The sequence below is a fragment of the Streptomyces minutiscleroticus genome (assembly GCF_014650875.1).
Taxonomy (GTDB): domain Bacteria; phylum Actinomycetota; class Actinomycetes; order Streptomycetales; family Streptomycetaceae; genus Streptomyces; species Streptomyces minutiscleroticus.
The window spans coordinates 95,723-117,998 of sequence record NZ_BMVU01000027.1 but is presented as its reverse complement, the minus strand read 5'-3'; the positions used below and the strand labels follow the sequence as shown (position 1 = coordinate 117,998).

The 22,276-nt window shown below is 76.0% G+C and carries 20 protein-coding genes and 1 riboswitch; of the genes, 8 read left to right on the top strand and 12 right to left on the bottom strand.

Translation table 11 applies throughout. The features are described 5' to 3' along the window. Positions 1-280: 280 nt before the first annotated feature. Positions 281-1,159 (bottom strand): AraC family transcriptional regulator, encoded by an 879-nt coding sequence (locus tag IE271_RS24385; protein ID WP_190192560.1) that lies wholly within the window; start codon positions 1,157-1,159, stop codon positions 281-283. Between the two features lie 31 nt (positions 1,160-1,190). Continuing rightward, positions 1,191-2,576, bottom strand: a complete 1,386-nt coding sequence (locus IE271_RS24380; RefSeq protein WP_229919533.1) for an MFS transporter — start codon at positions 2,574-2,576, stop codon at positions 1,191-1,193. 43 nt (positions 2,577-2,619) lie between these two features. Between IE271_RS24380 and IE271_RS24375 the strand changes: the two genes are divergently transcribed. After that, positions 2,620-3,663, top strand: a complete 1,044-nt coding sequence (locus tag IE271_RS24375; protein ID WP_190192558.1) for a GlxA family transcriptional regulator — start codon at positions 2,620-2,622, stop codon at positions 3,661-3,663. A gap of 46 nt (positions 3,664-3,709) precedes the next feature. Here IE271_RS24375 and IE271_RS24370 read toward each other — a convergent pair whose 3' ends face one another. The 3 genes from IE271_RS24370 to IE271_RS24360 form a co-directional block, all read right to left on the bottom strand. After that, entirely contained in the window at positions 3,710-4,462 is a 753-nt protein-coding gene (locus IE271_RS24370) for an ABC transporter ATP-binding protein (protein WP_229919537.1), read from the bottom strand. A gap of 194 nt (positions 4,463-4,656) precedes the next feature. Beyond that, positions 4,657-5,670, bottom strand: a complete 1,014-nt coding sequence (locus IE271_RS24365) for a FecCD family ABC transporter permease (RefSeq protein WP_190192557.1) — start codon at positions 5,668-5,670, stop codon at positions 4,657-4,659. Next, the gene (locus IE271_RS24360; RefSeq protein ID WP_190192556.1) at positions 5,667-6,737 is read right to left on the bottom strand and encodes an ABC transporter substrate-binding protein; all 1,071 of its coding nucleotides are present in this window, start codon (positions 6,735-6,737) and stop codon (positions 5,667-5,669) included. The genes IE271_RS24365 and IE271_RS24360 overlap by 4 nt, the downstream gene beginning before the upstream one ends. A 52-nt stretch (positions 6,738-6,789) precedes the next feature. Then, positions 6,790-7,002: riboswitch (cobalamin riboswitch) on the bottom strand. A 169-nt stretch (positions 7,003-7,171) separates the two neighbouring features. On the opposite strand from IE271_RS24360, the gene IE271_RS24355 reads away from it, so the two are divergent. Then, a complete protein-coding gene (locus tag IE271_RS24355) occupies positions 7,172-7,591 on the top strand; it encodes an SRPBCC family protein (protein ID WP_190192555.1) in 420 nt (139 codons plus the stop codon). Positions 7,592-7,684: 93 nt separating this feature from the next. Here the strand turns inward: IE271_RS24355 and IE271_RS24350 are convergent, their stop codons facing one another. Continuing rightward, on the bottom strand, positions 7,685-8,173 hold the full coding sequence (locus IE271_RS24350; protein WP_190192554.1) for a carboxymuconolactone decarboxylase family protein: 489 nt from the start codon (positions 8,171-8,173) through the stop codon (positions 7,685-7,687). 130 nt (positions 8,174-8,303) lie between these two features. On the opposite strand from IE271_RS24350, the gene IE271_RS24345 reads away from it, so the two are divergent. The 3 genes from IE271_RS24345 (at position 8,304) to IE271_RS24335 (ending at position 14,007) form a co-directional block, all read left to right on the top strand. Then, a complete protein-coding gene (locus IE271_RS24345; protein WP_190192553.1) occupies positions 8,304-9,287 on the top strand; it encodes a pirin family protein in 984 nt (327 codons plus the stop codon). A gap of 494 nt (positions 9,288-9,781) precedes the next feature. After that, positions 9,782-10,753, top strand: coding sequence for a bis(hydroxyethyl) terephthalate hydrolase (bdeA, locus tag IE271_RS24340; RefSeq protein WP_190192552.1), 972 nt, complete (start codon positions 9,782-9,784; stop codon positions 10,751-10,753). Between the two features lie 248 nt (positions 10,754-11,001). Next, complete coding sequence (locus IE271_RS24335) at positions 11,002-14,007, top strand: LuxR family transcriptional regulator (RefSeq protein WP_190192551.1); 3,006 nt, start codon at positions 11,002-11,004, stop codon at positions 14,005-14,007. 394 nt (positions 14,008-14,401) lie between these two features. Here IE271_RS24335 and IE271_RS24330 read toward each other — a convergent pair whose 3' ends face one another. Further along, entirely contained in the window at positions 14,402-14,599 is a 198-nt protein-coding gene (locus tag IE271_RS24330; protein WP_190192550.1) for a hypothetical protein, read from the bottom strand. 5 nt (positions 14,600-14,604) lie between these two features. Then, positions 14,605-14,922 carry a glycosyltransferase gene (locus IE271_RS24325; protein WP_190192549.1) on the bottom strand — a complete coding sequence of 106 codons (318 nt, stop codon included), beginning with the start codon at positions 14,920-14,922 and terminating at the stop codon, positions 14,605-14,607. Positions 14,923-15,439: 517 nt separating this feature from the next. Between IE271_RS24325 and IE271_RS24320 the strand changes: the two genes are divergently transcribed. Further along, on the top strand, positions 15,440-16,681 hold the full coding sequence (locus IE271_RS24320; RefSeq protein ID WP_190192548.1) for a GAF domain-containing sensor histidine kinase: 1,242 nt from the start codon (positions 15,440-15,442) through the stop codon (positions 16,679-16,681). A 75-nt stretch (positions 16,682-16,756) separates the two neighbouring features. Here the strand turns inward: IE271_RS24320 and IE271_RS24315 are convergent, their stop codons facing one another. The 3 genes from IE271_RS24315 to IE271_RS24305 all read right to left on the bottom strand — a co-directional run bounded on the left by IE271_RS24315 (position 16,757) and on the right by IE271_RS24305 (position 19,221). Further along, positions 16,757-17,143, bottom strand: a complete 387-nt coding sequence (locus IE271_RS24315) for a response regulator (protein WP_190192547.1) — start codon at positions 17,141-17,143, stop codon at positions 16,757-16,759. A gap of 229 nt (positions 17,144-17,372) precedes the next feature. Then, positions 17,373-17,777 (bottom strand): hypothetical protein, encoded by a 405-nt coding sequence (locus IE271_RS24310; RefSeq protein WP_190192546.1) that lies wholly within the window; start codon positions 17,775-17,777, stop codon positions 17,373-17,375. A gap of 217 nt (positions 17,778-17,994) precedes the next feature. Then, entirely contained in the window at positions 17,995-19,221 is a 1,227-nt protein-coding gene (locus IE271_RS24305; RefSeq protein WP_190192545.1) for a helix-turn-helix domain-containing protein, read from the bottom strand. Positions 19,222-19,324: 103 nt separating this feature from the next. Here IE271_RS24305 and IE271_RS24300 point away from each other — a divergent pair, with 103 nt between their 5' ends. Next, entirely contained in the window at positions 19,325-20,056 is a 732-nt protein-coding gene (locus IE271_RS24300; RefSeq protein WP_190192544.1) for an HAD family hydrolase, read from the top strand. Between the two features lie 9 nt (positions 20,057-20,065). Further along, positions 20,066-21,031: a DUF1152 domain-containing protein gene (locus IE271_RS24295; protein WP_190192543.1), complete on the top strand. Its 966-nt coding sequence runs from the start codon at positions 20,066-20,068 to the stop codon at positions 21,029-21,031. A 51-nt stretch (positions 21,032-21,082) separates the two neighbouring features. Here the strand turns inward: IE271_RS24295 and IE271_RS24290 are convergent, their stop codons facing one another. After that, positions 21,083-22,162: an ion transporter gene (locus tag IE271_RS24290; protein WP_190192542.1), complete on the bottom strand. Its 1,080-nt coding sequence runs from the start codon at positions 22,160-22,162 to the stop codon at positions 21,083-21,085. Positions 22,163-22,276 lie beyond the last annotated feature (114 nt).

Here is a 22,276-nt window from a genome sequence, read left to right as displayed (position 1 = left end):
CCCGCCGGCCGGGTCCCGGCCGGCCGCCCCGCGCCCCGGGAACGACAAACTCACCTTCGCGCCCACAGGGAGACAAGGGCGCAAACAGGCCAGAGACGCATGGAAGGTGTATGGCGGAATGATTCCAGCCATACGGGAGGAGCCGCCCGCACGCACACCACCGGACCGCACAGAGACACGCGCCCGGCCCCGCACCGGAGTGCATCGGGCCGGCCGGCCCGTACACCGTGCCGGGCCGGCCGGTGGCCCCGGGCGGTGAGGGACCGGACGGGCCGCGGCCTCAGGCCGTGGTCCGCTCCACGGGGATCCACAACTCGGCGTCCGCCCGGGTCTCTTCGCCGCCCTCCCCCTCGACGACGTCCACGCGCAGGATCTCGGGTCCCGGCCGGCTCTGGTACGGGTTCGACGGGAACCACTGTGTGAACACGTCGCGCCACAGGAACTGGAGGGCCTGCGGAAAGGGCCCGGAACTCTCGAAGACCGCCCAGGTGCCCGCCGGGACGGCGAGGACGTCCAGGTCCCCGGGCACCTCGGCGCCGGTCACCACACCGTGGTAGTAGTCGAGTTCGGTGCCCTCGGCCCGGCTGGGATCGAGGTCGTCGCTCACCGCGACGACGCCGCGCGGCTCCTGGTCGGACAGCGCGGCCATCCGCCGCACCGTCTCCGGGGCGATCCCCCGGACGAACTCGGCGATCGCGGGGTTCGCCCCCACGTGCACCAACGGCACCCGCGCCTTCCTCCCGGCCACCCGGAACGCCTCCTTCTCCACGACCCTGTACCGCATGGTGCTGCTCCCTTCGACGACGAGGCGGAAGGAGATCCGCTGCTGGGCCCGGAGCACCGCGCCGGTCCGCCGGGCCTCGCCCGGACCCACACCGTGCACGGCGCGGAAGGCGCGCGCGAACGCCTCCGCCGAGCCGTAGCCGTGGCGCACCGCGATCTCCAGCAGCGTCCGCTCGCCGGCGAGCACCTCGGCGCCCGCGACGGTCATGCGTCTGCGCCGGACGTACTCCGACAGCGGGATGCCCGCGAGCGCGGAGAACAGACGGCGGAAGTGGTACTCCGACGTCATGGCGATCCGCGCGAGTTCTGCCGCGTCGATCCGCTGGTCGAGATGCGCCTCGACGTGCTCCACGGCGCGGTTCAGCCGGTCCAGCACCCTGGTCCCCTTCCTCGTTGCGGCTCCCACCCTAGGAAGGCGCCGGTCCGCCGGACCCGACATGTCGTGCCCGGTCCGGTCGGGTGGGACGGCCCCGCCTGTCCCCGTGCCGCCGCCCGGGCCGTGCCGCCGGCGCCGACAGCGCCGCGGCGACGCAGGCGACGCCCAGCGCGGTCCACACGACGTCGTACGTGCCGAACACGTCGCGTGCCGCGGCGCCCAGGAACGACGAGGCCCCGGCGCCCAGCTGGTGGGCCGCGTTGACCCAGCCGAAGACGATGGGCCCGTCGTCCCCGTAGGCGCGCCGGCCGAGGGCGATCACGGGAGGGACCGTGGCGACGTCGACGAGGCCGTAGACCACGACGAAGGCGATCAGGGACGGTGTGATCCGCGCCGAGAGGACCGCCGGCAGTGCGAACAGCGTCAGGGCGCGGACGGCGAAGTACAGGCACAGCAGGCGGCGCGGGTCGAACCGGTCGGTGAGCCAGCCGGACAGCACCGCCCCGAGGGACGAGAAGACGCCGACGAGGGAGAGCAGGGACGCCGCCGCGGTGGTCCGCATGCCGTGGTCGTGGGCGGAGGGGACCCAGTTGCTCCACATGATGCCGTTGGTGGTGGCACCGCAGAGGACGAACAGGCCCGCCAGCAGCCAGAACGTACCGGTGCGCGACGCGGCGAGGAGGACCGACAGCGTACGGCGGACCGCTCCGGCGGCCGGGGGCGGCTTGGGGACGAACCCCTGCGCCCCGTAGGGGGACACGCCCGCGTCGGCGGGGTGGTCGCGCAGTGACAGCCACACCAGGGCGGCGACCACCAGGGCCGCGAGCGCCAGTGTGACCACCGGGGCCCGCCAGTGGTAGTGGTCGACGGCCCACGCGAGCAGCGGCAGGAAGAGCAGTTGGCCCAGGTGTGCGGCGGCGCCGAGGGCGCCGGTGACCAGGCCCCGCCGCCGGACGAACCACACGCCGGTGAGCTGGGCGGCGAAGCTCATCGTCAGGCAGCCGCCGCCCGCACCGATCAGGACGCCCCAGTACAGGACCAGGTGCCAGGGCTGCGACAACCCGGTGGTGAGCAGCGCGCCCGCGGCGACGAGCAGCAGGGCGCCCGTCGCGACGCGACGGACCCCGACGCGGTCCGCCAGCGCCGCCGCGAACGGCGCGGTGAGACCGAAGAGGACCATGTTGACCGAGGCGGCGAGCGCGATCTGCCCGCGGTCCCAGGCGTACTGGTCGTGCAGCGGGGTGGCCAGGAGGCCGGGGACGGTGGTGAAGACGCCGGCGGTCACGACGGCCGCGCCCGCGCCCGCGGCGACGGCCCAGGCCCGGTGGGGGCCGCGGCGGGGCGCGGACCGTCCGGCGGACGACGTGGACGGTGCGGACGACATGGACGGTGCGGTGCGGTGCGTTCGCTGTGCCATGGTTCCAGGCTGCGTACGCCGGACCGGAGCGACGAGTGTCCAGATGGACGGCATGCGCAAGAATGTGGCCATGGCCGTCTTCACCGACTCCCGCCGTCACCGTGTCGCCGTCCTCGTCCGCGACGGGTTCCCCTCCCTCGAACTCGGCATCGTGCACCAGCTGTTCGGGCAGGCCAGAAAGGGGGCGTCGCCCGACGGGGAGCCGCTGTACGAGATCGTCACCTGCGCGCCGCGCGCCGGCACGGTGCGCACGGACGGCGACTTCACCGTCAACGTGGCACACGGTCCCGAAGCACCCGCCGAGGCCGACACCGTGATCGTGCTGTCCGCGTACGAGGACTACGAGCAGACGGAGCCGGAGCTGCCGGCGCCGCTGGCCGGGGTCCTGGAGCGCATACGGCCGGGTGCGCGCACCGCCTCCATCTGCACCGGAGCCTTCCTCCTGGCCTCGGTGGGACTGCTCGACGGCCGGACCGCGACCACGCACTGGCGTCACGCCGACCGGTTCGCGCGCCTCTTCCCGCACGTCGGGCTGGACGCCGACGTGCTCTACACCGACAACGGGGACGTGCTGACCTCGGCGGGGTGCGCGTCCGGCATCGACCTGTGCCTGCACATGATCCGGCGCGACTTCGGGACGGCGGTCGCCAACGACGTGGCCCGCCGCACGGTCGTGCCCCCGCACCGGGAGGGCGGCCAGGTGCAGTACATCCGCCGTCCGGTGCCGGGCACCTCGTCGCCCTCCACCGCGGCCGCCCGCGGCTGGGCCCTGGAGCGGCTGGAGGAGCCCCTCACCCTCCGGCAGCTGGCGGAACGGGAGGCCATGAGCGTCAGGACCTTCAACCGGCGCTTCCGCGACGAGGTCGGGACGACGCCGATGACCTGGCTGACCCGGCAGCGCGTCGAGCGGGCGCGGGAACTGCTGGAGGAGTCCGACCTGCCGGTGGAGCAGGTGGCCGCCCGGTCGGGCCTCGGCACGGCGACCAACCTGCGCCAGCACTTCCACGCGGTTCTCGGCACCTCGCCCAGCGCCTACCGCTCCGCCTTCCGCGGCCCCGGCCGCGGGACCGCGGGGAGCGGCTCCTGACGCGCTGCGGGGGAACGGCTCCCGAGGGGCCGTCACGAGCCCCGTCTCAGCGGCGCAGGAAGCGGACCACCGGGTGGCCGGGCCCGTGGGTGACCTCGGCGCGGACGCCGTAGACCCGCTCGATGAGATCCGGGGTCAGGACCTCGGCGGGCGTGCCCTCCGCTACGGCCCGGCCCGCGCGCAGCACCAGCAGGCGGTCGCAGTACATCGCGGCGAGGTTGAGGTCGTGCAGGGCGATCACCGTGGTGACGGGCAGGCCCGCCACCAGGTCGAGCAGGTCGAGCTGGTGCTGGATGTCGAGGTGGTTGGTGGGTTCGTCCAGCAGGAGCTCGCGGGGCTCCTGGGCGAGCGCGCGGGCGATCTGGGCGCGCTGGCGCTCGCCGCCGGACAGGGTGTGCCAGGACTGGCCGGCCCGGTCGGTGAGACCGGTGCGGTCGAGCGCGAGGGCGACCGCCCGCGCGTCGGCGGCCGACGCGGCCGACCAGGGGCGCCGGTGCGGGATGCGGCCCAGGGCCACGACGTCGCGGACCGTCAGCTCGGTCTGGGTGTGCGCGTGCTGCTCGACGGCCGCGACGCGCCGGGCCGTCGCGCGGCGCCCGACCCGCGGCAGGGGGAGGCCGTCGAGGGTGACGACCCCGGCGGACGGGGCCAGCACCCCGGCGAGCAGGCGCAACAGGGTCGACTTCCCCGAGCCGTTGGGGCCGAGCAGACCGACCGTCTCCCCCGTGCGCGGGGCCAGGGTCACACCGTCGACGATCAGGCGGCCGCCCGTGCGGCGGCCGACGCGTTCGGCCCGCAGTCCGGTGGCCCCGGCGGGGCCCTCCTCCGCCGGTTCCCCGCCGTCGGCCGCCCCGTGCCCGGTGGGCAGGACACCGGCCGCGGCCGTTCCGGGACCGGGCGGGACTGCCGGCTCGGGCGGGACTGCCGGCTCGGGCGGAGCCCCAGTCCCGGGCGGAGCCACAGGCCCGGGCCGGGCTCCGGTCCCGGGCCGCCTCACCCCTGCCTCCGCGTGCGGTACAGCACCGCCACGAACGCCGGTACGCCGATGAGGGACGTGACCACGCCCACGGGGACCTCCTGCGGATCGATGACGGTGCGGGCCAGTGTGTCCACCCACACCAGGAAGACGGCGCCGCTCAGGGCGGCCACGGGCAGCAGGCGGGCGTGGCCCGAGCCGGTGAGCGCGCGGGCGGCGTGGGGCAGGACCAGGCCCACGAAGCCGATCGCCCCGGCGCAGCTGACCAGGGCGGCCGTGAGCAGGGCCGTGGCGCACAGCAGCACGAGGCGGGTGCGGGCCACCCGGACGCCGAGCGACGCCGCGGCCTCCTCGCCGAAGGCGAAGGCGTCGAGGGTGCCGGCGTGCCCCAGGCAGACCGCGAGGACGAGGACCAGGACGGCCGCGCACAGCGCCACGTCGTCCCACCCGGCGCCGGACAGCGACCCGAGCAGCCAGAACAGCACGCCCTTGGTGGTCTCGGCGTCCGCCGAGGTCAGGACGGTGAACGAGGTGAGCGCGGAGAACAGCTGCATGGCGGCCACGCCGGACAGGACGACCCGGTCCGTGGTGCCGCCGAGCACATGGCTGAGCAGCAGGACGAGCCCGAAGGAGAGCAGGGCGCCCACGAACGCGCCCGCCGACAGGGACACGGCCCCGCCGCCCACCCCGAGCACGACCACGGCGACCGCGCCGGTGGAGGCGCCGGAGGAGACGCCGAGGACGAACGGGTCGGCCAGCGGGTTGCGCAGCAGGGACTGCATGACCGCGCCGCAGACCGCGAGCCCGGCGCCGCACACGGCGGCGAGGAGGGTGCGGGGCATGCGCAGGTTCCACACGATGCCGTCGCGCAGCGGCGGCAGGGTGCTGTCGCCCGGGCCGAGGTGGGCGGCGACGGACGTCCACACGTCGGCGGTGGAGATGTGGGCGGGCCCGATGGTCACGGCGACGGCGACCGACACCGCGAGCGCCAGCAGCCCGCCCCCGGCCAGGAGGAGGGTACGGGCCCTCACTCGGCGAGCCCGAACTCGCGCAGGCCGGCCGCGACCTGCTCGATCCCTTCGACCGTGCGGATGGAGGGGTTCATGGCCTGTCCGCTGAGCAGGATGTACCGCTTCTTCCGCACCGCGGTGAGGTTGCGGGTGGCGGGGTTGCCCTCCAGGAAGTCGATCTTGGCCTCGGCGCTCTCCGCGGTCTGCGACTTGCGGGTCAGGTCGCCCAGGACGATGACGTCGGGGTCGCGGTCGGCGACCGTCTCCCAGTTGATCTGCGGCCACTCCTGGTGCGTGCCGGAGAAGACGTTCTCCGCGCCCACGGCGCGGGTGATGGCGCCGGGCGCGCCGCAGCAGCCGGCGAGGTAGGGCGACTGGGAGTTGGCGAACCAGTACATGAGCGAGACGCCGGAGGCGTCAAGACCCTTCGTCGCCTCGGTCACACGCTGTTTCAGGTCGGCGACGAGCTTCTCCCCGCGCTCGTCGACGTCGAAGGCGTGGGCCAGATCGCGTATCTCGCCGTACACGGTGTCGAGGGTGAGCGGCTCGCTGCGGGAGCCGTCGCCGCCGCTGTCGTTGTCCTTGCCCGCCGCGCAGTCGGTCGGGGAGACGTACGCGGGCACGCCCAGCTTCTCGAACTGCTCGCGGGTGGCCACGCCGCCCTTGCCGAGCACGGAGACGAACGAGGCCGTGACGAAGTCGGGTTCCGCGTCGAGGACCTTCTCGAAGGAGGGGGCGTTGTCGGCCAGCCGCGGCACGGCGGCGTTCGCCTTCTCCAGGCCCTTCATCACCGGGTCGGTCCAGGTGGCGGTGCCCGCCAGGCGGTCCTGCAGACCGAGGGAGAGCAGGATCTCGGTGCTGCCCTGGTTGAGGGAGACGGCGTGCCGCGGCGCGGACTTCAGGGTGACCTCGTGGCCGCAGTTGTCGACGGTGCGCGGATAACCGCCGCCGGAGGACCTCCCCCCGGCGTCGTCGCCGCTCCCCGAGCCGCCGCACGCGGTGAGCAGCAGGGCGGGGGCGAGGAGCAGGGCGGCGGCGCGCCGGACGCGGCAGACACGGGGAACAGGGGTGGAGCGGAGCACGGGCACGCCTCGGATGTCGGGGCTCGTACGCGGAGCCTTGCCTACGGACGGCCTCCGCGCGGACGCGGAGGTGCCAGCAGGTCTTCGGACTCGGGCTCGACCGGACGGCGCGCCTTCCCAGGGCGGGTCCGCCCGGCCCTTTGGCCGGTCCGGGCCCCTTCCCAGTGGCCTCAGTGCTCCGCCCGTCCCCCTCACCGCTGCGCGTCAGTTCCGGATTCGCACCGGATTCCCTGGCCACGGATGTGGAACGACTGGCTTCGGAACACTATCAAGCCCCTGCGAGGGCCTCTCCGGTGGTGCCGCGGACCGATCGGCCGCAGGGTGGAGGCGGGCGCCGTCCCCGCCCGTACGCGGGAGCCGGACACGTGCCGGACCGCTTGGGACCCGGCAGGAGGGGCACCCGGCCCGTCGCACGACCCAGAGCCGAGGAAGGCATCACGATGGCCGAGTACGAACAGTCACGCACGATCGCGGCCCCGCCCGAGCAGGTCTTCGAGCAGGCCGCCAACGTCGGGCAGATGGACTCATGGATGCCGCGGGACCTGCATCTGCACGTGAACGTGGAGGACCTGCCCGCCGTCACCGTGCACGAGGACGCGCCCGCCGAGGACATCCCCGCCCTGCTGCGGACCGAACGCGACCAGATGCGGATCGAGTGGGGCACCCGGGAGGACGGCTCCTACGCCGGCTGGCTCCAGGTCTCCGGCATCGGGAGCGGCTCCAGCGAGGTGATCGTGCACCTGTCCTTCTTCGACGAGCGTCACGACCCGGGCCCGCAGTTGGTGCAGGACGCCCTGGTCAAGAGCCTGAGCCGGCTGGAGGAACAGATCCGCCTCCGCTTCGAGCCGACGGCCGGCTGACGGTTCCCCGCCGGGCGCGGCCCGCGCCCGGCGACCGGCCGCCCCGTGCGACAGGCCCCCGGGGTCGCTTCCCGGGGGCCTGTCCCCCCGGGGTCACTTTCCGGGGGCCTGTCGCACGGGGTGCTTGCTCATGATGGAGACCCGGTTGAAGGCGTTGATGGTCAGGGCCACCCAGACCACCGCCGACAGCTCGTCCTCGGTCAGCGTCCGGCGGGCCTCCGCGTAGGCCGCCTCCTGTGCCCGGGCGTCCGCGATGTCGGTGACCGCCTCCGCCAGCGCGAGGGCCGCGCGCTCCCGCGGCGTGAACAGCTCCGTGTCCCGCCAGGCCCTGAGCACCCCGAGGCGCTGCGGGGTCTCGCCGCCGCGCAGCGCCGCCCTGGTGTGGACGTCCAGGCAGTAGGCGCAGCCGTTGATCTGGGACACGCGGAGGTTGATCAGCTCCACGAGCGCGCCGTCGAGGCCCGCGTCGGCGGCGGTCTCCCTGACCGCCTCGGAGGTCCGCACCAGCGCGCGGTACGCCTTCGGGCTCTGCTTGTCGACGTAGATGCGCCGGGACGTGGCGTCCGCTGCGTCGCTGCTCACTGGGGTCTCCTCGCGGCCGTCGCCGGCCGTGCTCGTTCCGCGTACGCGGGATGGGCTCGTCTGCCTATGATCGTCACGATATTGAAGATCAAAGTATCCTGGCTCGTGCCGTCATGGGAGGCGATGCGTCGTGAGCAACGTAGAGGTGGAGCCCGTCGCGGTGCGCTGCGGGGCGCGGGAGGGCGTCGCCGAGGGGGCGCCGGTCGAGGTCATCACCCCGCGCGACGTGCCCCTGGGCGGCCCCCGCGCGATGACCGTGCGGCGCACGCTGCCCCAGCGGGCCCGCACCCTCATCGGCGCCTGGTGCTTCGCCGACCACTACGGCCCCGACGACGTCTCCGAGACGGGCGGCATGGACGTGGCGCCGCATCCGCACACCGGCCTGCAGACGGTGAGCTGGCTGTTCGGCGGGGAGATCGAGCACCGCGACAGCCTCGGCAGCCACGCGACGGTGCGGCCGGGCGAGCTGAACCTCATGACGGGCGGCCACGGCATCAGCCACTCCGAGGTCTCCACGGCGCGGACCACCGTCCTGCACGGTGTGCAGCTGTGGGTGGCGCTGCCCGAGGAGCACCGGCACACGGAGCGGGACTTCCAGCACTACGTCCCCGAGTCCGTGCGGTCCGGCGGGGCCGGCATCAGGGTCTTCCTCGGGTCGCTCGCCGGGTCCGTCTCCCCCGTGCGGACGTTCACACCGCTGCTCGGCGCCGAGATCGTCCTCGACCCGGGCGCGTCCGTCACGCTCGCCGTGGACCCCGCCTTCGAGCACGGCCTGCTGGTCGACGAGGGCGACGTCCGGCTGGCCGGCCACCCGCTGCGCCCGGCCGAGCTGGGCTACCTCGCGCCCGGCCGCGCGGAGCTGACGCTGGCGAACGAGTCGGCCGGCGCCGCCCGGACGGTGCTGCTCGGCGGCCCTCCGTTCGAGGAGGAGATCGTCATGTGGTGGAACTTCATCGGCCGCTCCCACGACGACATCGTGCGGGCGCGGGAGGAGTGGCAGAACGCCTCCGACCGCTTCGGCGCCGTCGAGGGGTGGAACGACGAGGACCGCCTCCCCGCCCCCGCCCTGCCGAACGCCGTCATCACGCCGCGCAGGAACCCGCCGCGCCGCTGACCCGCGGCCGACCGCCGGCCTGCGTCCGGGCCGAGGGGCGCGGCCAGCGCCCGACGGCGGGCCGTGAGCGGTGGCCCGACGGCGGGCCGTGAGCGGTGGCAGGGCGCGAGCCGTGGTCCGCGTGACACGGTTCGCGGCCCCGCTCCGTGTCTCCCCGGTCCGCGCCTCACCGCCCCGCGCCTCCCGATCTGCGCGCCCCTCGAAAAGGTGTGCCTGAAGGGGGTGTGCCGTCCGAGTGGTGTGCTGTGTTTCACCGGCCCCCACGAGTCGGTTCTGCCCGCATATCGCACACAGTGTCCGGGACGGGCGCCCGGTGTGCGCGACGAGACCGGTGATATTGCCGATGCCCCGGTGGTCGCAGCGCCTCGACAGTGGGACCGCCGCCGGTCCTCCGGCGGCGCCGCCGGCCGAGCCACGGACGTACCCTCCCCCGCGCCGCGCGCGGGGCGCGTCCGAGTCCGGCGGCCCCCCACGCAAGAGAGGACGACTTCCTCGTGCAGCACTCGGACACCAGATCCGCCTCCGCGGCCGTCCCCGCGGTCCCCACGGCCTCCCACGGCGGAGTCCGGCGCACCCGCCGCGGCCGCGGACGCCGGGCGAACCCGTTCACCGCCACGCTGGCGGCGCTCGCGGCGGTCGTGGGGCTGAGCACCCTGTCGGCCCCCTCCGCCCAGGCGGCGGCGAACCCCTACGAGCGCGGCCCGGCCCCGACCACCTCCAGCATCGAGGCCCTGCGCGGCCCGTACGCCGTGTCGGAGACCAGCGTCTCCTCGCTGGGCGTCACCGGCTTCGGCGGCGGGACGATCTACTACCCGACCAGCACCGCCGACGGCACCTTCGGGGCCGTCGCGATCTCCCCCGGCTACACCGCCTACCAGTCCTCGATCTCCTGGCTGGGCGCCCGGCTGGCCTCGCAGGGCTTCGTCGTCTTCACCATCGACACGAACACCACCCTCGACCAGCCCGACTCGCGCGGCCGCCAGCTGCTCGCGGCCCTGGACTACCTCACCGAGCGCAGCTCGGTGCGCAACCGCATCGACAGCGGCCGGCTCGCGGTGATGGGGCACTCCATGGGCGGCGGCGGCAGCCTGGAGGCCGCCAAGTCCCGGCCGTCGCTGCAGGCCGCGATCCCGCTGACGCCCTGGAACCTGGACAAGACCTGGCCCGAGATCACCACCCCCACACTGATCGTCGGAGCCGACGGCGACACCATCGCCCCCGTGGCCTCCCACTCGGAGCCCTTCTACACCACCCTGCCGAGCTCGACCGACCGCGCCTACCTCGAACTGAACGGCGCCACCCACTTCACACCGAACACGTCGAACACGACGATCGCGAAGTACAGCATCTCGTGGCTGAAGCGGTTCGTGGACAACGACACCCGCTACGAGCAGTTCCTCTGCCCGCTGCCGCGGGCGAGCCTGACCATCGAGGAGTACCGGGGCAACTGCCCGCACACCTCCTGAGGTCCGGCACCACCACGGTGCGACAGGCGGCCGCGCTCCCCGCGCGGCCGCCTCTCCGCTTTCCTCCGTGCCGCCGCGCTGTGCGGCGGCACAGCGCGGCGGCGCCCCGGCTGGACGCCGGTCCACGAACACGGCGCCCGACACATCGGCATCACCGCGTCGGCGCAGGTGAGCGGGGCCGCGGCCACTGCGGAGGGGCCGGCGGGGAAGACTTCCCCCTTGTTTTACTTAGAAGTAACATCACAGGAATGAGCGGACGGACGACGGCGCACGACGCTCCGCGGCTGTACGGCCGGAGCGCCGAACTGCGTGCTCTGGCGGCCCTGACGGACCGGTCGGGGGCCGCCGGCGCGGCGCTGGTGGTGACCTCGGACCCCGGACTCGGCCGCAGCGCCCTGCTGGATTACGCCGCCCGCTCCTTCGCCGCCGGGCCCGTCCTGCACCTGCGCGCCGCGCTCACGGAGGCCCGGCTCCCGTACGACGGTGTACGCGCCCTGCACCGTGCGGCGGCCGCGCTGCGGCCGGCGGTGTCCGCCGCGGTCGCGCCCGCCGGACCGGCGGCGGACGGGCCCGGACAGGACGGGCCCGGACAGGACGGGCCCGGCCCGCGGGCGGCGGGCGGTGTGACACCGCACCGTCTGGTCGCCCTGCTGCGGTCGGTGGCCGCTGAGGCCCCTCTGCTGGTGTGCGTCGACGACGCGCACCTGTGGGACGCGCCCTCGCGGGCCGCCCTCGGCCTGGCCGGACGGCTCCTGCACCCGGCCGACCCGGTACGGCTGCTCGTCGCGCTCCCCGCGCACCGCGCCGCGGACCCCGACTTCGCCGCCCTGCCCGCCCTGGCCCTCGCTCCGCTGTCCCACCATGCGGGCGCCGCGCTCCTCGACGACCTGACGGGCGGCCGCGTCGACCCGGCCGTACGCGCGGAACTGCTGCGGGAGGCCGAGGGCAACCCGGCCCTGCTGCACGCCCTGGCGCGCCGGCTGTCCGCCGCCGAGCTGTCCGGCGGGCGCCCGCTGCCGCACCCCCTCGTCGACGCCGGGACGCTGACGGCCGTGACCCACCGGACCCTGGCCCGCGTACCGGACACCGCCGCCGGCCTGCTCCTGCTCGCGGCCGCCGCGCACCTCCCCGCGGAGGAGGACGCCGGCGTCGACGCCGACCTCGTGTTCCGGGCCGCCCGGCACCTCGGCGGCCCGGCGGCCGCGGCCGGTTCCGCGAGGCTGCCGGACGTGCTCGTCACGGCGGGCCCGCGGCTCAGGTTCACCGGCCCCCTGCTGCGCGAGGCGCTGTACGCCTCCGCGCACCCCGACCGGCGCCGGGCCGCGCACCGCGCCCTGGCGGCCGTCCTGGCGGAGGACGGCGGCGGACTCGCCGAGCTGCTGCACCGGGCGCTGTCGCTCGCCGGGCGCGCCGACCGGGTCGCGGACGAGCTGGCCGCGGCGGCGGCCGACCCGCTCGTCCCGGCGACGCACCGGCAGCGCTCCGCCGCCTGCGCGCGCGCAGCCGAACTGGCCACCGACCGCCGCGCCCGCGCCGCGCACCTGACGGAGGCGGCCCGGCACGCCCTGTACGCGGGCGAGCCGTACCGGGCGCGCCGGCTGATCGCCGAGGCCCGCGCGGGCGCCGCGCCCGACGCCGTACGCGGCCGGACCGAGTTCGTGCACGGGCTGATGACCTCGCGCGACGGGCCCGTGCTCGACGCCTGCGCGTCCCTGCTCCTGGCCAGGAACCTGCTGGCCGCCCACGACCCCAACCTGGCGGCCGCCGCCGGGCTGGCGGCGGCGGAGGCGGCCTGGGCGGCGGGCGACCTGGCGGCCTGCCTGCACACGCTCGGCGCCGAGGGCGGCGCGGACCCGGCCATTGACACGTATCACCTCGGCACCGCCCCCGCCGCCCCCACCGCTCCGGGCCGCCCGCCGGCCGCGGCTGCCGCCCCGCCGGCCGCTGCGGTCCCCGGCACCGCGGGAGCCGCCGTGTCCGCCGTCGCGCGGCCGGTCGCCCCGCCCGTACCGGCGTCGCGGGAGGACGTCCTCCTGCGGGACTACCGGCTCGGCATGCACGCCCTGCTGGAGGCGCGCCTGGAGGCGGCGGCCCCGCACCTGCGCCGGGTGATGCGGCACTCGGAGACCGCGGACGAGCCGGAGGGGCTGCTGCGCTCGGGCGCCGCGGCGCTGCTGCTCGGGGACGTCCCCGCCGCCTGCCGGATCGGCGCGCGCGCCCTGGCGGCGGTCCGGGCGCGGGGCCCGGCCGTGCTCGAACCGAAGGCGCTGGAACAGCTCGCCTACGCCGAACTGCGCGACGGACGGCACGCGCGGGCGCGGGCCCACGCGGAGGAGGGACTGCGCACCGCGCACCGGTACGGGCAGCTCAACGTGGCCGCGCACCACCACGCGGTCCTGGCGCTCGCGGCCTCCATCGTGGACGACACCACGGTGGTGGCCCACCACGCGGGCGCCGCCCTGGCGACCGCCCGCAGCCACGGCCTCGGCCAGGCCGCCCTGCTCGCCCAGTGGGCGGCGGGCCGTGCCGACCTGGCGCGCGGACGGCCCGCCGAGGCCGCCGCCCGGCTCGGCCGCCCGCTGCGCCCCGGCCCGCGGCGCGGGCACTTCGCCGTACGGATGCTGGCGATGCCCTGCTACGTGGAGGCAGCGGTCCTCGCCGGGCAGCCCGACGACGCCCGCGCGGTCGTCGGGGAGTTCGCCCTGTGGGCCGCCTTCGGCGCCGACGCGCAGGCCCCGGCGCAGCTCGCCCGCTGCCGGGCCCTGCTGGCCCCGCCCGAGCAGGCCGAGGAGCTGTACGAGCGGGCGCTGGTCCTGCACGCGGAGGCCGGCGGGGACTTCGAGCAGGCCCGTACCCAGCTGCTGTACGGCAAGTGGCTGCGCCGGCACCGCAAGCCGGGGCGGGCCGGTGCGCAGCTGCGGGAGGCGCTGGCCGCGTTCGAGCAGTGCGGTGCCCGGATCTGGGCGGAGCAGGCGCACGCCGAGCTGCGGGCCAACGGTGCCGCTCCCGCGGGTCCGCAGAGCGGTGGGCCGAGGCGGCCGGACGACGCGCTGGAGCGGCTGACGCCGCAGCAGCGGCGGATCGCGGAGTACGTGGCCGAGGGGGCCACCAACCGCGAGGTCGCCCTGCGCCTGTCCGTCAGCACCCGCACCGTCGACTACCACCTGCGCAACGTCTACACCGCGCTCGGCATCCGCTCCCGCGTCGAGCTCACCAGGATCGTCCAGCGGACGGAGCGCACCGCCGTGCGGTGACGGTGTCACACGGTGGGGTCGCGGGACGGCTCCTCCCCCGTCCCCCGCCTCCCGCTCCCCCGCCGCGCCGGACGGTGCGCGCGGTGGCTGATCGGCGGCGGCCGCCCCGGCGGCGATGCGCGGACCGGCCGCCGTGTCCCCGCGCCGGCGTGGCCTCGCGCGGCGCCGGCCGGCCGCTGCCGGCGGCGTCCCGCGTCGCCCGGGAACGGTGTGCCGGCCCGTCGGGGCGCGCCGGGCCGGCGCCCGTGTCACTCCTGCCGTCGCTCCGGTGCCGCCCCGGCCGGTCCGAGCGGCCCGGGGGCCTTCGGCGGCGGGGCGGCCTCGGGGACGGCCGCGTGGGAGCCGGACGCCGGCGGGGGCGTCGTCGCGGCGGCCGCGGTGAACCCGCTGCGGGTCATCTCGCCCCGCACGGGGCGCCCCCGCGCAGCGACGCCCACCAGCCCTGGAGCCGCCACACCGCGCTGAGCTGCCGGTATCCGGGGGTCTCCAGGAGGGCGGCGGCGACCGCGACGACCTTCAGGGGGTCGGCCACCGTCGGCCGGACGATGGCCGGCAGGGCGTCCTCGTCGAGGAGGGAAACGGCGTCCACCACGCAGATCAGCGGATGGAGGCCAGGTCGATGCCGACGTTGAGGAAGGCGGCCCGGCCGGAGTTCTCCTTGCGCACGACGACGAGCGGCACGGAGTCCGCGCTCGCGTGCACCGCCGTGGCCGGCTTCCCTGTCCTGATCCCACCGGGCTGCACCCGCTCCACGGGCCGCAGGTCGAAGACCTCGGCGAGGCGCCGGAACGTGCCGTCCCGCGAGCCGTCGTCGACCACCACGACCTCGTGCCGCGGGTGGCGCAGCGCCAGCATGGCGCGGACGCTCTCGACGACGGTGGGCTCCTCGTCGTGGGCGGCCGCCACGATCGACACCGGCGGGGTCAGCGCGCTGACGGCGAGGCCGTCCTCGCCGGTGAGGCGGCGGCGCGCCCGGTGCGGCGGCGGCCGCGGCGCGGACCACGGGGTCGGCGTCGCCGAGCACCTCCAGCGGTGCGGGGACGGCCCTGCGGTCCCGCAGCAGGCCGGAGGGTTCCACGGCGCAGGCCTGCTCGGCCGCCTCGGCGGTGCGCGCCCGCTCCATCAGCGACGGCGCGGCGGGCGGGCCGACGCGCAGCAGCGCGTCGCCGACGAGGCCCGCCGCGATGCCGCGGCGGGGCCGGTCCACGCGGTCCAGCAGCGCGCGGGCGGCGTCCTCGTCGCCGACGCGTCCCAGGGCGCGCGCCGGGCACTCGCGCGGCGGACGCGAACCACCCGTCCGGCGGCGTCCGCCGCCCGTCGGCCGCCGCGGCGGTGCGCCGGCCGGGTGAACGGCGGCCGGGTGCGCCGCGCGGGCGGGCAGAGGACGGAAGGGATGTCCGCGACTTCGTCCGGCGGGCGGGAGAGGGGTCCGATGAGCGCGGCCGACGGCGACGCGGAGGAGCGCCGGCCGGAGGTGCTGCGCCGCTACGGCATCGTCGACGCGCCGGCCCCGCCCGACCTCGACGCCGTCGTCCGGCTGGCGGCCCACATGTGCGAGGTCCCCGCGGCCGCCGTCAACATCGTCTCCAGGGACGAGCAGCACCAGATCGCCGCCGTCGGCATCGAGGAGACGGTGTGCTCCCGCGCGGACTCCATGTGCGCCGTCAGCATCGCCGCGCCCGGCCAGGTCGTGGTCCCGGACACCCGCCTCGATCCGCGCTTCGCCGCCAATCCGTGGGTGACCTCGCCGTCGAAGGGCGTCAGGTTCTACGCCGCCTCGCCCCTGCGTACGGCCGAGAACGAGACGCTGGGCACGCTGTGCGTGTTCGACCGGCGCGTACGGTCGCTGACCCCGGAGCAGTGCGCGGCCCTGGACGACCTCGCCGCCCTGGTCGTCGACGTGCTCGACCTGCACCGCCACCGGCACGTCGTGCACCACGCGCTGCACGCGGCCGACCAGGCGCGGACCGAGCTGGAGCGGTCCAACAAGGCGCTGGAGCAGTTCGCCGGTCAGGTCAGCCACGACCTGAAGAACCCGCTGACCGGCATTCTGGGCCACGCGAGCCTGCTGGCCGACCTCCCGCCGGTCGCCGGGGACCCGCGGGCCCGTGCGCTGGCCGAGCGTGTCGAGCGGTTCGCCGTCCGCATGAACGAGACCATCGAGGCCGCCCTCGCCTTCGCCCGGCTCGCGGGCCGGCTGCACCTGGTCGACACCGACCTGGGCGCGCTGGTCCGCGCGGTGCTGGAGGACCTGCACGGCGACCTGGCCGCGGCCGGGGGCGAGGTGCGCTTCGAGGGGCTGCCCACGATCCCGTGCGATCCGGTGCAGCTGCGCAGGCTGCTGCAGAACCTGCTGGACAACGCGGTCAAGTACCGCCGCCCCGGCCGTCCGCCGCGTATCGAGGTGAGCTGCGACGGCGACCCGGACGGCTGGAACCTCCGGGTACGGGACAACGGGCGCGGCATCCCCGCCGCGCAGCGCGAGGCGGCGCTGCGCCCCTTCACCCGCCTGGACACCACCACGTCCGGCTCCGGCATCGGCCTGGCCGTCTGCGTGCGCATCGCCGTCGCCCACCGCGGCACGCTCTCCGTCGACGACGCGCCCGGCGGCGGCACGGTCGTCACCTGCCATCTTCCCTGCCCGCCGACGGACACCGGCGAGCGGGGGGACTGACCGGGAGCACGGACGGCGGGCGCGGCACGTGCGACGGCCGTGAGCCTGGTTCGGCGCGGTCGCGGGCCGCCTCCGTCACACGCCGTGCCGCTCCGTCCGGGCCAGGACCGCCCGCATCCGGCTGCCCACCTCGCGCGGGCTGAACGGCTTGGCGACGTAGTCGTCCGCGCCCGCGCCGAACCCGGCCTCCACGTCGTCCTCGCCGCCCTGCGCGGTCAGCAGGATCACCGGCAGCCGGGCCGTGGCGGGGTCCCGCCGCAGCCGCCCGCGCACCTCCACCCCGGTCAGGCCCGGCATCCGGACGTCGAGCACCGCCAGCGCGAGGTCGTCCCGGGTGCGGGCGGTCTCCCACGTCCGCTGCCCGTCCTCCGCCTCCACGGCGGTGTGACCGGCGTGGGCCGGCCTGAACGCCACTACGTGGCGGACGTCGGCGTCGTCGTCCGCCGCCAGGATGGTCGCCACACCGTCCTCCTCCGCACTGCCCCGGCACATCCGTGTCAGACGCTGCCCGCAGGTCGGCGGCACATCGGCACGGGCACCGGATGCCCCGCCGGCCGCCTCCCGGACCGGGGAGGCGGCCGGCGCGGGGAGCGTGGCCCGGCGGCGCCGACTCCGCCGGACCACGCGACTCGGGGGTGCCTGCGTCACACGGGACGGCCGGCCCGCGGAACAGCCGCCGCACGGGACCGTGTCACACGCGATCACCGTCGAGAACGCACCGCAGGGCGGTGCGCAGGACGTCGGTCTCGGTGCACAGGGGGACACGGCGGGGGGAGAGCAGCCAGTAGGGGCCGGGCGGCAGTTCGCGGTCCGGCGGGGGCAGGACCAGGTGGGAGTTGCGGCTCAGGGCGGTGGTGTGCGGCAGGTCCCAGGCGGTGGCCGCACCGGCCGGTACGAGGAAGTACAGCCAGAGGTGGCGCGGGTGCACGAGCACGGCGCCGGGGCGGCCGGGCAGCCGGTCCAGGGCGCGCAGGCCGGTCGACCTGACGGTGCGGATGGCGTCCCAGCTCCGGCCGGCCGGAGCGATCCAGGTGTCCCGGACGCCGGCGGTGGCGTGCGCGTCATGAGGGACCTGGAGGACGTGAGGGAGATGCATCGATGGATCCCGCGGTGGACGTAGGCATGTGCGGGCACGTTACGGCCGGCGCGGCGGCCGCACCCGTGCTGAGAGCTCGGGTGGGCGGACCATGGGGGTGCGCACGGCGTGTGCGCGCCGTGCGGAACGGCGGGAGCCGGGCGGTGCTGCCGGTGCGGAGGGAGGGCCCGGAAGGGATGCGAAGAGAGGAGGGGGAGGAAGGGGGAAGGGGGGCGGGTCAGACCATGCGGAGCCGCTCGGCCAGGTCCGTGGCCTGGCGGCGGCAGAGCGGGCGGGCGCGGCGCAGCAGGGACAGCAGCAGCTCGCGGGCCAGGGGCGAGCGCAGCAGGTCCTGCGGGGCGAGCTGCTCCAGCTCCAGCAGGTGCGCCAGGACGGCCGGGTCCTCCCGGCGCAGGTGGTAGCAGGCCGCCACCTCCAGAGCGAAGGTGAACCGCCGCTCCCGCGACGGCAGCCGGCCGGGGTCGATCCGGTCGGCCGTGCGGAGCCCCTCGGCGGCGTCGCCGTCCGTCATCTCGATGCTGACGGCGTGCAGGGAGACGTTGGTCGGACCGAACACGGTCCACAGCGTGTTGTGCTCGCCGGTCCGCGCGGCCAGCGGCAGGACGCGCCGGTGCAGGCGTTCGCGGGCGGCCCAGACGCGGCGCGTGCGGGCCTCGGCGAGCGCGGCGATCAGCTCCAGGGCGCCGCGCAGGGCCGCCGCGGACCGGCCCCGGCACTCCTTGTCGAGGTTCTCGGCCGCGCGGAGGGCCACCTCGCGCGCGGCCTCTTCCTGGCCGGGCCGGGCGAGCAGCACCTGGCCGAGGTTCCACCGGGCGGCGGCGATCCGCAGCGGGTCGTCGGCGTCCTCGGCGGCGCGCAGGGCCCGGTCGGCGCAGAGCAGGGACAGGTCGACGCGGCCGGTGCGGCGGCAGTACGAGCGCAGCAGCCCGTACAGGTCGGCGGCCGCCCGCAGCGCCTCCCGGCGCTCCGCCGCGTCGGCCGGGGCGCACGGGGCGCGGACGGCGGCCCCGACGGCGCCGACGAGGTCCGGCAGCAGGGGCTCGATCCGTGTGAAGCGCTCCGGCGACGTCTGCCAGATCAGCCACGCCTCCTCCACCCGCGCCCGCAGCAGCGCCGCGGGGCGGGGCCCGGCCGGGGGCGCGGTGCCCAGCAGCGCGCCGACCACGTCGGCGTCGGCCGTGGGCGGCGCGGCGGTCCCGGCGGGCACCATCGGGTCGCCGAGCAGGACCGCGACGTGCACGCCCAGCTCGGCGGCGATTCTGATGAGCACCTCGCCGGACGGGGTGCGTTCGCCCCGTTCGATCTGTGACAGGTAGTCCTCGCTGATGCCGCACAGTCCGGCCAGCACCGCCTGCCGGCGGTTGGCCCGGCGCCGGTGGTGGCGGATCCTGTCACCGATGCCGAGCGTGGGCAGATCCATCGCAGCGGCCCCCTTGCTCACCATGAGGGGCAGCGTAGAAGGGGCGGTGCCGGAGCGGGGCGGTTGCCCCGAATGTGTGACAGCGTGAGCGCTGGTACCGCACAGCCGGCTGTTCGGAGGTGCCCGAGTGCGACTGGTTCTCTGGGACATCGACCACACTTTGATCAGCACGGGCGGTGTCGGCCGCGCGATCTTCGGCGACTGCTTCGCGGCGGTGACCGGGCGCCCGATGCGGCGCAGGTCCGGGGTCGACGGACTGACCGAGCCCGTCATCTTCCGCGAGACGTGCCGCCTCAACGGCGTCGCCGGCGACCGCGCCCTGTTCGAGGCGTTCGCCCGCTGCTCGGCGCGGCGTCACCGGCTGCGCGCCGCGGACCTGCGCGAGCACGGGCACGTCCTGCCGGGCGCGGCCGCCGCCCTCGCGGCCCTCGCCGCGCGGCGCGACGTCGTGCAGGGCGTGGTCACCGGCAACACCCGGGCCGTGGCGCGCCTGAAGCTGGAGGCGTTCGGCCTGGCCGGCCCCATCCGGTTCGCCTGCGGCGGGTACGGCGACGACCACGAGGAGCGCTCCGCCCTGGTGGACCTCGCCGTCCGGCGCAGCAGCGCCGTCCTGGCGACCCCCCTGTGGCCGTCCGACGACGTCGTACTGGTCGGGGACACCGTCGCCGACGTCGCGGCCGGGCGCGCCAACAAGGTGCGGGTCCTCGCCGTCGCCACCGGCCGGACGGACGAGTCCCGGCTGCGGGCGGCGGGCGCGACGCGCACCGTCGCCAGCCTGCTGGACCTCGTACCGCTGCTGCGGATGGTCGGCGCGGACGGCGGGGAAAACGTGTACGGCGGGGCGCGCGGGCCCTGTTAGCGTCCTGCGGTGTTCTCCCTGAGCGAGCCCGCCCTGTTCACCCGCCTGCGCGACGCGCGGCGGATCCTCGTCGCCGGCGCGGGCGGCGGCTTCGACGTCTACTCCGGCCTGCCGCTGGCCCTGGCCCTGCGCTCGGCCGGCAAGGAGGTGCACCTCGCCAACCTCTCCTTCTCCCACCTGTACGGCCTCGCCGCGGACGTGTGGGTGGCCGAGGACGTGGCGGCCGTGCGCCCCGGCACCGCGGCACGCGGCGACTACTTCCCCGAGCGCACCCTCGCCCGGTGGCTCGCCTCGCGGGACCTGCCCTGCACCGTGTACGCGTTCCCGCAGACGGGGGTGCGGCCGCTGCGCGCCGCCTACCGCTCCCTGCTGGAGCACCTGGGCGGCGTGGACGCCGTCGTGCTGGTGGACGGCGGGACCGACATCCTCATGCGCGGCGACGAGCACGGCCTCGGCACTCCGGAGGAGGACATGGCGAGCCTCGCCGCCGTCGCCGGGCTCGACGAGGTCCCGCACCGCCTGGTGGCCTGCCTCGGCTTCGGCGTGGACGCCTACCACGGTGTCAACCACTCGCTCGTCCTGGAGAACCTGGCGGCGCTGGAGCGCGACGGCGCCTTCCTCGGCGCGTTCTCGCTGCCGCGCCACAGCCGTGAGGGGGCGCTCTACCTCGACGCGGTGGCACACGCCCAGCAGTGCACACCGAGCCGTCCCAGCATCGTGAACGGCTCCGTCGCCGCCGCCGTCCGCGGCGACTTCGGCGACGTCGGGTTCACCGAACGCACCAGGGGCGGCGAACTGTTCGTCAACCCGCTGATGGCCCTCTACTTCTGCGTGGACGCCACCGGACTCGCCCGGCGCAACCTCTACCTCGGCCTGCTGGAGGGGACGGAGCTGATCCGGCAGGTCGCCTCCGTCATCGCGGAGTTCCGCGACACCCTGCCCCGGCAGCGCCCGCCGCGCGTCTTCCCCCACTGAGCGCCCCGGGCCCCGCGGCCCGCCCGGGCCCGCCGGGCCCGGGCGGCGTCCTCAGGGCAGGCGGGACAGCGCCGTGGCGGCGGACCGGTCCTCCCGCGCCTCCCCGGGGCGCGGCGCCGACAGGCGCCGGAGGTCCGCTTCGAGGTGGTCGAGCGCCTGCCGTACGGCGGCGATGTCGGCGTGCAGACGGTGGTGCTCGGCGTCGGTGTGCGGACGGTGGTGCCCCGCGCCGGGGTGCGGCCGGGGCCCGGGGTCCGCGGGCCCCGGTACGGCCGCGCGGCGCGCGGCGGGCACGGGCGCGGCCACCGGGGGCGGGACGGCCCCGGAGTCGTCCCCCTGCTCCTCCTGCCCCTCCTGCTCGCGCTCCAGTTCGCGCGCCTCCTCCAGGGAGCTGATGACGACGCCGATGAGCACGTTGACCAGGACGAAGCTGGCGAGGAGCACGTAGGAGGCGAAGTAGACGATGCTCCACCGCGAGATCTCCAGGCCCGCGCGGACGGCGTCGCCCAGGCCGTCCAGGGTCATCAGGAGGAACAGGGTGAGCACGGCGCGGCCGATCGAACCGAAGTGCTCGGGGTCCCGCTCGGCGAAGAACACCCAGCCGACCATGGCGTAGAGGTAGAGCAGCAGGGCGCCCACCAGCAGGAAGCTGACCGTGCCCGGCAGGCTGCGGGCCACCGCGACCATGACGATGCGCAGTTGGGGCAGGAAGCGGGCCGTGCGCAGGACGCGGGCGAGCCGCAGCAGCCGCAGGACGGTGCCGTTCTCGCGCACCACGGGCAGGAACGCGGAGACCACGACGGCCAGGTCGAAGAGGTTCCAGGGGTCGCGCACGAACTCCCGGGGCCGGTCGGCGTACGCGCAGGCCCGCAGCGCCAGCTCGGCCGTGAAGGCGGCCAGGCAGAGGTGTTCGGCCAGCCGTAACCACGGTCTCCAGTCGCGCACCAGTCCGCTGTACGTCTCCACGCCCAGCAGCGCCGCGTTGAGGAGGATCAGGGCGAACACGGTGAGCGCGAACCAGCGGGACCGTGTGACGCCGCGGGCCCACTTCGCCAGTGTCCCGCGGGCGGTCCGCGGCGCCGTCTCCACGGGGTCGTGCGGGGGCCCTGCGGGGTCGTGCTGAGGGGTCATGCCGTTGTTCCCTGCTCCTTCGCGCGGCGCGGCGCCCCCGTCCGGCCGCTCGACGGGACGGGCCTGTCGGACGCCGCGTTCCGGAACACACTTCTACAGCAATGTAGAGCGCGA